Source organism: Paracoccus suum, from assembly GCF_003324675.1.
Classification (GTDB): domain Bacteria; phylum Pseudomonadota; class Alphaproteobacteria; order Rhodobacterales; family Rhodobacteraceae; genus Paracoccus; species Paracoccus suum.
Genome location: NZ_CP030918.1, coordinates 1,729,075 through 1,741,315, shown reverse-complemented (window position 1 = coordinate 1,741,315; position 12,241 = coordinate 1,729,075). Strand labels below are relative to the sequence as shown.

Here is a 12,241-nt window from a genome sequence, read left to right as displayed (position 1 = left end):
CACCACATCAGAGAAGGTTCCCCACAGACATCTATCTTCTCACCTTAGGCACAAAGTTTCGATTGGGAATTCGGTCCCGTTGCATGATGCTGCGCTCGAAATCGTCCGAAGGTCATGGTTGCGGCTGGATGATCGGCACGTGGGGTGCAGCGTGCATGGGTAGGACACCGCTCAGTCGCGGGTCAGGCACCACCTCTAGTTGCCGACTGAAGGGCGTAAAGCCCGTTCGAATGTAGAATTCGAGCGCTGCTGGATGATCAAACGTGCAAGTATGCACCCAGAATCGCCTGATCTGCCGAGACCAGGCCTGTTCGACGGCGACATTCATGATCGCGCGCCCGAGCCCTTTTCCCGTCGCCGCGGCGGTGAGACCAAGAAATGACAACTCACACTGGTCGAGTTCACTGAAATCGAGTTCAAGCAAGCCGATCGCCTCGTTCCCCTCACGGATCTCGAAACTCTCTACTTTCGGATTGGTCAGAATTTCCCGCAAGGCGCCGTCTTCCATCAGCACCCGGGAGAACCACATCCAGCGTTCGCCAACCTTGAGAAACAATGCCCGGTATTCACTCAGGTCAGGATCGACCATCCGCACAAAGGTGACGTCTTCCGGCATAGTTGCCGGCCGAAGCAACGGCTTCTGCAACATCTCAAGATTTGTCACGATGGTAGCGATGTGGCCGCCTGGGATCTCCGAACAACCTTTCGGCGCGACAGGGAGTTTGCTCATCAAAGATGCTTTCTTGGCAATTTCAGCAAATGACCACGCCGGTGAACCGGGCGATCATGGCGAGAGGTAGGTATAGCAACGCGCATGGCGTATGGATTCGGGCGTCTGGGCGCAGACCATAGCGGCTTCCAGCTTAACCGCCATTCTCCTGTATTTGCACGCCACGCTACTACTCCGACAAAGACTTGTTGAATCAGCCCAACTTCGGGCTCTTTTAATCGTCCCCGATCCAGGGCCGGCTGAACGGTCCCTGGCCGCAAGGGGACGACATGGCGGCATCTCACCAGAAATCGGACGCGATCACGCGCGGCGCACGCATGCTGCGCACAGCCCTTGGACCGGCCATCGCGCGGTTTCTGGAAGATTCGTCGATCGTCGAGGTGATGCTCAATCCTGACGGCCGGCTCTGGATCGACCGGCTGTCCGAAGGATTGTCCGACACAGGCGAGCGTCTGGCGCCCGCAGATGGCGAACGGATCGTACGACTCGTCGCGCACCATGTCGGCGCCGAGGTCCATCCCGGCAATCCGCGGGTGTCGGCCGAACTACCCGAGACGGGGGAGCGGTTTGAGGGGCTGTTGCCCCCAGTTGTTGCGGCGCCGGCTTTCGCGATCCGCAAACCTGCCGTCGCAGTATTCACGCTCGACGACTATGTGGCCGCCGGAATCATGTCGGCGGACCAGGCCGAGACGCTTCGCGGGGCGGTCGCCGCCCGAGCCAACATCCTTGTCGCCGGCGGCACCTCGACCGGCAAGACCACACTCACCAATGCGTTGCTCGCCGAGGTCTCCAAGACCACGGATCGCGTCGTCATCATCGAGGACACGCGCGAGCTGCAATGCTCCGCACCCAACCTCGTCGCCATGCGCACCAAAGACGGTGTCGCCACCTTGTCGGATCTGGTGCGGTCCTCGCTGCGATTGCGACCAGACCGCATTCCGATCGGAGAGGTCCGCGGCTCCGAAGCTCTCGACCTGCTCAAGGCCTGGGGAACGGGTCATCCGGGCGGCATCGGCACCATCCATGCCGGCACAGGGATCGGTGCGCTGCGCCGCCTCGAGCAACTCATCCAGGAAGCCGTCGTCACCGTCCCAAGAGCGCTGATCGCGGAGACCATCGACCTCGTCGCTGTTCTCGCTGGTCGCGGCTCGCAACGCCGGCTCGCCGAACTCGCGTGCGTCGATGGCCTCGGCCCGGACGGCGACTACCGCGTCACTCCCGCAACCTCAGCCTCAAGCCCAACAGGAGATCCCTCATGATCCGTCACGCCCGGCGCATCCGCCGCCATGTCACGGCAGTAGCAGCCGTCACCTATGCGACCCTGATCCTCGCCCCCGCCGCTCACGCTTCCGGTTCGTCCATGCCCTGGGAAGCGCCGCTTCAATCGATCCTGCAATCGATCGAGGGCCCGGTCGCCAAGATCGTCGCGGTCATCATCATCATCGTCACCGGCCTCACACTGGCCTTCGGCGACTCGTCCGGCGGGTTCCGCCGTCTGATTCAGATCGTGTTCGGTCTGTCGATCGCGTTCGCCGCATCCAGCTTCTTTCTCTCCTTCTTCTCGTTCGGCGGCGGGGCGCTCGTGTGATGGCGGGGAGGCTGGAACAGCTCGACGAGGTGCCGGGCTTCACCGTGCAGGTCCACCGGGCGCTAACCGAGCACATCCTACTCGGCGGCGCACCGCGCTCCATCGCCATCATGAACGGCACTTTGGCCGGAGCCGTTGGCCTCGGTCTGCGCCTCTGGCTTGTCGGCCTGGCCATCTGGGTTGTCGGCCACTTCGCCGCCGTCTGGGCCGCCAAGCGCGACCCGCTCTTCGTCGAGGTCGGCCGGAGGCATCTGCGCATCCCCGGCCACCTGTCGGTCTGAAGGAGCAGCGCTCATGATGAACCTCGCTGAATATCGCCGCACTTCCAGCCGCCTGGCGGATTTCCTGCCTTGGGCGGCTCTGGTGGGCCAGGGCGCCGTCCTCAACAAGGACGGTTCGTTCCAGCGTACCGCACGCTTCCGCGGCCCCGACCTCGACAGTGCCGTTGCGGCCGAATTGGTTGCAGTCGCGCGACGCCTCAACAACGCCTTCCGTCGGCTCGGCTCTGGCTGGGCGATCTTCGTTGAAGCGCAACGGCACGAAGCCTCGACCTATCCCGAGAGCCGTTTTCCCGATCCGGCGTCGGCCTTGGTCGATGCCGAGCGCAAGGCGGACTTCGAGGAAGCCGGCGCCCATTTCATTTCCGGCTACTTCCTCACCTTCACCTATCTCCCGCCGGCCGAAGATGCGGCGCGGACTGAAGCATGGCTCTATGAGGGACGCGACCGAAGCGGCGTCGATCCGCATGAGGTCCTGCGCGGCTTCATCGATCGCACCGACCGGGTGCTGTCGCTGCTCGATGGCTTTATGCCGGAATGCGGCTGGCTCGATGACGCCGAGACACTGACCTATCTGCATTCCTGCGTTTCAACCAACCGTCATCGGGTGCGGGTCCCCGAAACGCCGATCTATCTGGATGCGCTGCTCGCCGATCAGCCGCTTACCGGCGGGCTTGAGCCGCGTCTGGGACATTCCGACCTTCGCATCCTGACTATCGTCGGCTTTCCCACCGCGACGACACCCGGAATCCTGGACGAGCTGAACCGTCTTGCATTCCCCTATCGCTGGTCGACACGGGCAATCCTGCTCGACAAGACCGACGCCACCAAGCTGCTGACAAAGATCCGGCGGCAATGGTTCGCCAAGCGCAAATCTATCGCCGCAATCCTGAAAGAGGTCATGACCAACGAGGCGTCCGCCCTCGTTGACACCGACGCAGCCAATAAGGCCGCAGACGCCGATCTCGCACTTCAGGAACTAGGGGCCGACTATGCCGGCCAGGCTTATGTCACGGCGACCATCACCGTCTGGGACAACGACCCGCGGATCGCTGACGAAAAGCTGCGTTTGGTCGAGAAGGTGGTCCAGGGCCGCGACTTCACCGCCATGCCCGAGACCATCAACGCCGTAGACGCATGGCTCGGCTCGCTGCCGGGCAATGTCTACGCCAATGTTCGGCAGCCGCCGATTTCCACGCTCAATCTCGCCCACATGATCCCGCTTTCAGCGGTGTGGGCGGGGCCGGAACGGGACGAGCACTTCGGGTCGCCCCCCTTGCTGTTCGGCAAGACCGAAGGAAGCACCCCGTTCCGGTTTTCCCTTCATGTCGGAGATGTCGGCCATACGCTCGTCGTCGGTCCGACTGGTGCGGGCAAGTCCGTGCTGCTGGCGCTGATGGCGCTCCAATTCCGCCGCTACGAAAATTCTCAGGTTTTCGCCTTCGACTTCGGCGGCTCCATTCGGGCCGCGGCATTGGCGATGGGCGGCGATTGGCACGACCTTGGCGGTGATCTGACGGACGGCGCCGAGTCTTCCGTATCACTTCAGCCTCTCGCGCGCGTCCATGACGTGCCCGAACGCGCCTGGGCCGCTGACTGGCTCATCGCCATCCTCATGCGCGAAGGCATCCAGATCACGCCAGAGGTGAAGGAACACCTCTGGTCCGCCTTAACGTCGCTCGCCTCCGCCCCTGTCCAAGAACGGACCATCACCGGCCTGTGCGTGCTGCTGCAATCGAACGATCTCAAGCAAGCCTTGCGGTCCTATTGCGTCGGCGGGCCTTATGGTCGGCTTCTTGATGCCGAGAACGAGCATCTCGGGCATGCAGCGGTGCAGGCGTTCGAGATCGAGGGCCTTGTCGGCACAGGCTCAGCGCCCGCCGTTCTCGCCTATCTCTTTCACCGCATCGGCGATCGCCTCGACGGATCGCCCACACTGCTGATCATCGACGAAGGCTGGCTCGCCCTCGATGACGAAGGCTTCGCAGGTCAGCTCCGCGAATGGCTGAAGACCCTTCGCAAGAAGAACGCATCGGTCATCTTCGCCACCCAATCGCTCAGCGACATTGATGGCTCGGCGATCGCCCCGGCCATCATCGAAAGCTGCCCGACTCGGCTGCTGCTGCCTAACGAGCGGGCGATCGAGCCCCAGATCACCGCAATCTATCGTCGCTTCGGATTGAATGATCGGCAGATCGAGATCCTCGCGCGGGCCACCCCGAAGCGGGACTACTACTGCCAGTCGCGACGCGGCAATCGCTTGTTCGACCTGGGCCTCTCCGAAGTGGGCCTCGCGCTCACCGCGGCTTCTTCCAAAACCGATCAGACGGCCATCGCCAGGATCTTCGCCGAGCATGGGCCAGACGGGTTCCTCCCCGCATGGCTGCGCCTGCGCGGCGTCGACTGGGCCGCCGACCTTATCCCCGATCTCGCCAATCTCGTTCCCCCAGCCCCCAAGGAGACTACGTCATGACCATCCATCGTTCCCGCTCGCGCGCACTATTCATGGCCGCGACAATGCTGGCGATGCCCGTCGCCCTGTCGCCGATCTTCATCTCTCCGGCGCATGCTCAATTTGGCTTCGGACGGATCGTCTATGATCCGTCCAATTACGCGCAGAACGTGCTCACTGCCGCGCGCACGCTGGAGCAGATCAACAACCAGATCACACAGCTCCAGAATGAAGCGCAGATGCTCATCAATCAGGCGCGCAATCTCGCGAGCCTGCCGCATTCCTCGCTCCAGCAGCTTCAACAGGGCTTTCAGCGCACGCAACAGCTTCTGAGCCAGGCTCAGAACATCGCGTTCGATGTTCAGAGCATCGATCGGGCCTTTCAGCAACAATACGGCAATGTCTCACTGTCGACGACGGATCAACAGCTCGTCGCCGATGCACGCTCACGCTGGCAGAACACCGTGGGCGGACTGCAGGACGCCATGCGCGTCCAGGCCGGCGTGGTCGGCAACATCGACACGAACCGCGCCGAAGTTTCGACGCTGCTCGGCCAAAGCCAGGGGGCGACAGGCGCGCTCCAGGCGACCCAGGCCGGCAACCAGCTTCTCGCTCTCCAGTCGCAGCAGCTCTCCGATCTTGTCGCATTGCTCGCGGCCGATGGACGTGCCGGGGCGCTGACCGAAGCAGAAAGGGCTGCCGCAGCCGAACAGGGGCGCGAACAACGCCGCCGGTTCCTGACGCCTGGCTCCGGCTATCAGCCCGGCAACGCCCAGATGTTCAACAACGGCAACTGAGGGCGCAAGCATGGATGGCAAGCTGCTGGCCCGGCTGGGCGCGGTCGTCTTCGTCGCCATCGCGATCACTGCGACGGCGATCGAGATGACCCGGAAGGAGGGAGCTCCCGCAGAGGAGCCCGCGCGTCTCGCAGAGCCCGTGCGAGATTCCCTGCGCGAGGCTCAACGCTGGTGCCAGCAGCTTGGTCAGAGCGCCGCAAGCGATGCGGACTGCATGCGCGTCTGGGCCGAAACCCGCGACCGCTTCCTCGGCCGTGCGCCGGCGCCCACAGCCCCATCTCAGAATCAAGGACAGTGATCCATGGGCGGCACCGGCGTCATCGACACATTCCTGGGCACCTTCACCCGCTACATCGATTCCGGCTTCGGCCTGCTAGGCGGCGAGGTCGCCTTCATCGCCACAACCCTCATCGTCATCGACGTGACGCTGGCCGCGCTCTTCTGGTCCTGGGGAGCCGACGACGACATCATCGCGCGCCTTGTAAAGAAGACACTTTTCGTCGGCGTCTTCGCCTACATCATCGGCAACTGGAACAATCTGGCGAACATCGTCTTCGACAGTTTCGCCGGCCTCGGTCTGAAGGGTTCGGGCACCAGCTTCACCGTTCAGGATCTTTTGCGCCCCGGCAAGGTGGCGCAGACCGGCCTCGATGCCGCCCGTCCATTGCTCGAATCCATTTCCGATCTGATGGGGTGGATCGCCTTCTTCGAGAACTTCATCCAGATCGCCTGCCTGCTGTTCGCATGGGCTCTGGTGCTTCTCGCCTTCTTCATCCTGGCCGTGCAGCTCTTCGTAACGCTGATCGAGTTCAAGCTGACGACGCTTGCGGGCTTTGTGCTGATACCCTTCGGGCTGTTCGGCAAGACCGCCTTCATGGCCGAACGCGTGCTGGGCAATGTCGTGTCATCCGGCATCAAGGTTCTGGTGCTTGCCGTCATCATCGGCATCGGATCGACCCTCTTCTCCCAGTTTACCGCTGGCTTCGGCGGCGAGACCCCTACGATTGACGAGGCCATGGCAGTGGTCCTCGCTGCGCTTTCGCTGCTCGGCCTGGGAATCTTCGGTCCTGGCATCGCCAGCGGCCTCGTCTCAGGCGGTCCGCAGCTCGGCGCCGGCGCCGCTGTGGGCACGGGCCTTGCCGTCGGCGGCGCGGCGCTGGCCGCAGGTGGTGCAGCGGGTCTGGCCGTCAAAGGCGGCGCCGCCGCCATATCCGGTGGAGCCGCCGCCGTGCGTGGTGGCGCTGCCGCTGCCGGCGCCGCATCTTCGGCCTACAGTCTCGGTTCTCTTGGTCAGACTGGCGCGTCGGGCGTGGCCTCGGGCCTCGGAGGCGTCGCACGCGCAGCAGGTTCGGCTGCCGCATCGCCGCTCAAGCGCGCCGCAACGAAAGCTGGCGAAAGCGTCAAGTCCAGCTTCGCCGACGGCGCGAAGGCCGGTTTCGGAGCCACCGGCGGGTCCTCGACCATGGGGACCATCGGCGGCGCCGACGCTGCCGCCGCTTCCGCCAGCCCCCCGCGAGATGGAGCCCCTGACTGGGCGAAGCGCATGAAACGCAGCCAGGCCCTCAGCCACGGCGTCTCAGCGGCCGGTCACGCCGTGCGCTCCGGCGACAGCCATGGCGGCGGCTCTTCCGTCAACCTTTCTGAAAGTGATCGCTCATGAGCCTCTTCAAACGACCCGCAACCCACTATGGCAAGACACCCGAGCCTGAAACGCCCTATCAGAAGGCTGCTCAGGTCTGGGACGAACGCATCGGCTCGGCCCGCGTGCAGGCGAAGAACTGGCGCTACATGGCGTTCGGCAGCCTGATTCTCACAGCGGGGTTTGCCGCAGCCCTGGTCTGGCAGTCAGCTCGCGGGACCGTCGTGCCTTGGGTCGTGCAGGTCGATAATCTCGGCCAGGCGCAAACCGTCGCGCCAGCCTCCGCGGACTATCGGCCCAACGACCCTCAGATCGCTTTCCACCTTGCTCGCTTCATCGAACAGACCCGCGCGATTCCGTCTGACGCCATCATCGTGCGCCAGAACTGGCTTCGCGCTTATGAATGGACCACTGATCGCGGCGCCGCAGCGCTGAACGACTACGCCCGCTCCAACGACCCCTTCACACGGGTCGGCCGCCAGCAAGTCGCCGTAGAAGTCTCAAGTGTGATCCGGGCTTCCCCCGATAGCTTCCGTGTCGCCTGGACAGAGCGTCACTATGAAAACGGCCAGCTCGCCCGAACGGAACGCTGGACCGCCATCCTGACCATCGTCATCCAGACGCCGCGCGACGCAGAACGCCTCCGCGCCAATCCTCTGGGCATCTATGTCAATGCCATCAACTGGTCGCGGGAGATGAGCCAATGAGCCGCCCTCCGATGAGCAAATCCGCGTTTCAGGGTTTTTCCAGATCTGGCCTCGCGATCGTTCTGCTTTCCGCGACCGTGCTTGCCGGTTGCGCGACCAATCGGCCGCCGCAAATCAGTTACGATTCGGACGTGCCGCCGCTGCCCGCCGTGCCGGCAGTCGTCACGGACGCGCCGCCGAGGCCATTGCATGTCCCTCCGGCATGGACGCCGGCAAGAGGGGGGACAGCCGCCAACACCCCGGAGGGGCGCGTCCAGAACGCCAACTCGGCCGCCCGCGTTCAGCCTCGCCGCGAAGGCTATTTCAACTCGATCCAGATCTATCCCTGGAGCGAAGGCGCGCTCTATCAGGTCTATGCCGCGCCCGGCCAAATCACCAATATCGCGCTGGAGCCAGGGGAGAGCCTGACCGGAGCCGGCCCCATCGCCGCTGGCGACACGGCACGATGGATCATCGGCGATACCGAAAGCGGCAGCGGCGCGACCCGTCGCGTCCATATCCTCGTCAAACCAAGTCGCGCTGACATCACGACCAACCTCGTCATCACGACCGATCGGCGGGTTTACATGATCGAACTGCGCTCCGGGGAAGCGCCCTATATGCCCGCCGTCGCTTGGGCCTACCCGCAGCCGTCCGCAGGTCAGAGGCAGAGCGTCCCGGCGACCCCCGTCATCCCCGTCGCCTCGGCGCGCAACTATCGCTACGGCTTGACCGGTGATTCACCGCCCTGGCGGCCCGTGTCGGTCTATGATGACGGGCGGCGGGTCTATGTCGAGTTCCCGCGCGGCATCGTCCAAGGCGAGATGCCGCCGCTGTTCGTCATTGGCTCCGATGGCGAAGCGCAAATCGTCAACAGCCGCATTTTCCAGCACATCCTGATCGTCGATCGCCTCTTCGGCGCGGCCGAGCTGAGACTCGGCAGCGGCGACCGCCAGCAAACCGTCAGGATTGTCCGCACCGACGGGAGGCCAGCGTCATGAGCAACAAGGAAGATAACCGCGATGACGGCCTGGCGCCCGCCGGTCCCACTGTCGCGTCAACCTCGACCATGCGGCTGCGCGCTGAGCCTCCGCGCGTCACCCGGCTGTCCCGCAAGGTATTGGCTGGTGTCGGCCTCATCGCCAGCATCGGCATCGGCAGCGCGCTGATTTATGCGTTGCAGACGCGCCAAGGCGGGCCGGGCAACGAGGAGCTCTATTCCACGGAGAACAGAACCACTGCCGATGGTCTTGCGGGACTGCCGCGCGACTATACCGGACCGGTCCTCGGCCCACCTTTGCCAGGCGATCTCGGCGGTCCGATCCTCGACGCCCAGAACCGCGGCCAGCCCGTCGTGCCGCCAGCAATGGCGACACCCCAGGTCGATCCCGAGGAGCAACGCCGTCTCGCCGAGGAGGAAGCAGCCCGAACGAGCCGGGTGTTCTTCCAAACAGGACCTGGAACAGGCGCACCGCCTGCAACCCCAGCCATGAGCAGTCCGTCGCTGGCGGGCCTCGGCCTGCCGGGTCAGATGGGAACACCAACAGCCCAGGAGCGGCAGAGCGCTTTCCTGAACGCTGCTGTCGATCGGCGCACGGTCTCGCCAGATCGCGTCATGGCCCCGGCATCGCCCTATGTGCTTCAGGCCGGCGCGGTGATATCCGCCGCCCTCATAACCGGCATCCGCTCCGACCTTCCCGGCCAGATCACCGCGCAGGTGACCGAGCACATCTATGACAGTCCCACCGGCCGCATCCTGCTCGTCCCCCAGGGCACCCGTATCATCGGCGAATACAGCAACGATGTCGGTTTCGGACAGCGCCGCGTGCTCTTGGTCTGGAACCGGCTGATCTTGCCGAACGGGCGCTCTATCGTCCTGGAACGCCAGCCCGGCGCCGACACGCAAGGTTATGCCGGCCTTGAGGACGGCGTCGACTACCATTGGTGGGACCTTGCGAAAGCCGCCGGGTTGTCGACCCTTCTCGCCGTGGGCGCCGAGATCGCCGTCGACGATGAGGACCGTCTGATCCGCGCCATTCGCGACGGCGCCCAGGACACCATCAATGACGCTGGCCAGCAGATCATCCGCCGCCAGTTGCAGGTCGCGCCCACCCTGACAATCCGGCCGGGATTCCCGGTCCGCGTGATCGTCACCCGCGACCTGGTGCTCGAACCCTATGGAGCAGCGCAATGACCAAACTGAAGCTCGGCCCGATCGCCGAGGACAAGCCAGTGAAGATAACCCTGGATCTCCCCGGCGCTCTTCACCGCGACCTCAGTGCCTATGCGGACGCGCTTGGCCGTGAATCCGGCCAACCCGTCATCGACCCCAAAAAGCTCATTGTTCCGATGCTTGAGCGGTTTATGGCGACGGACCGGGGGTTCGCCAAAGCGCGCCGACATCGCGAGTGATCGCGACCCGGACCCCGATCCGGCAAGATCAGATAAGCCGCCTCAGGCGCTCTCCAGAGTCTTTGGACGCTAGTTTCGAGGCTAGCGAAAGAAAACGTCGAAGTGACGGGTTATCCCGGCCAGGCGCCCAGACTGCGCTGAACGGGACTATGTCTTCGTCCTCGACCAGAGGTCGCAGTACGAGCCGGGGGACGGAAACAAAGCTCCAGCCGGCCGACACCACAGTTATGCCTCTGCCGATAGCGACCATGTTCATCAAGGTCTCCTGGTTGCATGGCATGATTTTGATGGCGGGATAGTTGCTGTAATCCGCCAACCGACGAACGATGTAATCGTGGACCTCAAGTCCGGGCGCGCATTTCGTCGCCAGGAATTTCTGGTCGCGGAGCCACGACCATTCAATCGATTCACGCTCGGCTAGATGATGATCCGCCGAGAAGGCAACATGCACCCGCTCTTGCCAGAGCTCGGCGGTTTCACAATCGGCGATCGCGCCATTCCCGGTAAAGAAAGCGATATCCAGTTGCCGGGACCGCAGTGCGGCTATGTGTTCGGCCCTTCCTCCATCCCTGATCTCGATGGATACCTCCGGGTGCAACAAGGCATATTGTTCGATGAGCTCCCTCAGAAACCCGCCCGCAAGCGACGTCAGAACGCCGATGCTAAGGCTTCCGTTTTCGCCGCGGCCCGCCGCGCCGGCGGTTTGGGTCGCTCGCATGATCTGCTCAATCGCTGGACGGACGGCGGCGACAAATTGCTCTCCGGCATGCGTCAGGCGAATCCCGGAGGGGCATCGCTCGAAGAAAGAAACGCCCACCACATCCTCAATGCGTTGCACGCCCCGGCTCACCGTCGCCGGATATTGCCCCAACGCCTCCGCAGCGCGCCGAAAGCTGCGATAGTCCGCCGCCGCCACGACATACTGAAGCGAACTCAGGTCAAACGGGATCTTCGTGGACACGGGAGGAAAAGAAGGCCCCTCTGAGTCCTGGTTTTCCTCCTCCATCCGGTCGCCCTTCAATCAATCGGCGGAGGAAGCGATAAATGCCTCAGGACCAACGGCCTTGGGCAACAATCCCATTTGGAAAAGACGACCACGGTCAGCCCCGGCACCGCCGTTCGGGCGACGCCGGTGACCTCGACGACCTCTTGTCGATCCGGCCGTCGGAACCTCCTCATACCGGCTGTTCTACCAGGACCGAATACGCGGCAGGCGCGGTCTTAGCGCCGCGCAGCATTTTCATGACCTGCTCATCGCGCGTCCGACGGGCGACCGCCGCGAGAATCTTCAGGTATTCGTTGCTGCCTTCGGGGGACGACAGCAGCAGAAAGACAACATCGACGGGAAGGTCGTCCACCGACTCGAAATCGATTGGCTTCTTCAGCACCATCAGCGCCGCAAAGGATGTCTGCAGCCCGGGGACCGGTGCATGAGGCATGGCGACGCCATGACCGATGCCGGTCGAACCCAGACGTTCGCGGCCCAGCAAAGCTGTGTGGATCGCTTCCTCGGTCAGCCCCGTGCGGGCGGCCGCATGCGCGGCCAGCTTCTTGATCAGGACGGCTTTTGTCGAGATGGATAGATCAAGGATCACGTCCTCTGGTGCAATTGCAGATGACAGGTTCATAAGAGTACTCACGTTAAGTCGCCCGCCCGTG

The 12,241-nt window shown here is 63.7% G+C and carries 14 protein-coding genes; 11 read left to right on the top strand and 3 right to left on the bottom strand.

What is annotated here, in order from left to right:
• Positions 1–112: 112 nt before the first annotated feature.
• Positions 113–730 (bottom strand): GNAT family N-acetyltransferase, encoded by a 618-nt coding sequence (locus DRW48_RS08465; protein WP_114076028.1) that lies wholly within the window; start codon positions 728–730, stop codon positions 113–115.
• Between the two features lie 317 nt (positions 731–1,047).
• On the opposite strand from DRW48_RS08465, the gene trbB reads away from it, so the two are divergent.
• The 11 genes from trbB (at position 1,048) to DRW48_RS08410 (ending at position 10,582) form a co-directional block, all read left to right on the top strand.
• Positions 1,048–1,989: a P-type conjugative transfer ATPase TrbB gene (gene trbB / locus DRW48_RS08460; protein WP_479684906.1), complete on the top strand. Its 942-nt coding sequence runs from the start codon at positions 1,048–1,050 to the stop codon at positions 1,987–1,989.
• The gene (locus DRW48_RS08455) at positions 1,986–2,318 is read left to right on the top strand and encodes a TrbC/VirB2 family type IV secretion system protein (RefSeq protein WP_114076026.1); all 333 of its coding nucleotides are present in this window, start codon (positions 1,986–1,988) and stop codon (positions 2,316–2,318) included. Before trbB ends, DRW48_RS08455 begins: the two co-directional genes overlap by 4 nt.
• On the top strand, positions 2,318–2,599 hold the full coding sequence (locus tag DRW48_RS08450; RefSeq protein ID WP_003170524.1) for a VirB3 family type IV secretion system protein: 282 nt from the start codon (positions 2,318–2,320) through the stop codon (positions 2,597–2,599). Before DRW48_RS08455 ends, DRW48_RS08450 begins: the two co-directional genes overlap by 1 nt.
• A 13-nt stretch (positions 2,600–2,612) precedes the next feature.
• Positions 2,613–5,069 carry a conjugal transfer protein TrbE gene (gene trbE, locus DRW48_RS08445; protein WP_114076025.1) on the top strand — a complete coding sequence of 819 codons (2,457 nt, stop codon included), beginning with the start codon at positions 2,613–2,615 and terminating at the stop codon, positions 5,067–5,069.
• Positions 5,066–5,845, top strand: coding sequence for a P-type conjugative transfer protein TrbJ (gene trbJ / locus DRW48_RS08440; protein WP_114076024.1), 780 nt, complete (start codon positions 5,066–5,068; stop codon positions 5,843–5,845). Before trbE ends, trbJ begins: the two co-directional genes overlap by 4 nt.
• Before the next feature lie 10 nt (positions 5,846–5,855).
• Positions 5,856–6,143, top strand: a complete 288-nt coding sequence (trbK-alt, locus tag DRW48_RS08435; protein ID WP_114076023.1) for a putative entry exclusion protein TrbK-alt — start codon at positions 5,856–5,858, stop codon at positions 6,141–6,143.
• Positions 6,144–6,146: 3 nt separating this feature from the next.
• The gene (gene trbL, locus DRW48_RS08430) at positions 6,147–7,505 is read left to right on the top strand and encodes a P-type conjugative transfer protein TrbL (protein WP_114076022.1); all 1,359 of its coding nucleotides are present in this window, start codon (positions 6,147–6,149) and stop codon (positions 7,503–7,505) included.
• A complete protein-coding gene (gene trbF, locus DRW48_RS08425; RefSeq protein ID WP_010395139.1) occupies positions 7,502–8,191 on the top strand; it encodes a conjugal transfer protein TrbF in 690 nt (229 codons plus the stop codon). Before trbL ends, trbF begins: the two co-directional genes overlap by 4 nt.
• The gene (gene trbG / locus DRW48_RS08420) at positions 8,188–9,171 is read left to right on the top strand and encodes a P-type conjugative transfer protein TrbG (RefSeq protein WP_114076021.1); all 984 of its coding nucleotides are present in this window, start codon (positions 8,188–8,190) and stop codon (positions 9,169–9,171) included. Before trbF ends, trbG begins: the two co-directional genes overlap by 4 nt.
• A 68-nt stretch (positions 9,172–9,239) precedes the next feature.
• Complete coding sequence (locus DRW48_RS08415; RefSeq protein WP_199286205.1) at positions 9,240–10,364, top strand: TraB/TrbI/VirB10 family type IV secretion system protein; 1,125 nt, start codon at positions 9,240–9,242, stop codon at positions 10,362–10,364.
• Positions 10,361–10,582 carry a DUF2274 domain-containing protein gene (locus DRW48_RS08410; protein WP_114076019.1) on the top strand — a complete coding sequence of 74 codons (222 nt, stop codon included), beginning with the start codon at positions 10,361–10,363 and terminating at the stop codon, positions 10,580–10,582. Before DRW48_RS08415 ends, DRW48_RS08410 begins: the two co-directional genes overlap by 4 nt.
• 28 nt (positions 10,583–10,610) lie before the next feature.
• Here the strand turns inward: DRW48_RS08410 and DRW48_RS08405 are convergent, their stop codons facing one another.
• Positions 10,611–11,588, bottom strand: coding sequence for a LysR family transcriptional regulator (locus DRW48_RS08405; RefSeq protein ID WP_114076018.1), 978 nt, complete (start codon positions 11,586–11,588; stop codon positions 10,611–10,613).
• Positions 11,589–11,757: 169 nt separating this feature from the next.
• Positions 11,758–12,210, bottom strand: coding sequence for a PTS sugar transporter subunit IIA (locus DRW48_RS08400; protein WP_114076017.1), 453 nt, complete (start codon positions 12,208–12,210; stop codon positions 11,758–11,760).
• Between the last annotated feature and the right edge of the window lie 31 nt (positions 12,211–12,241).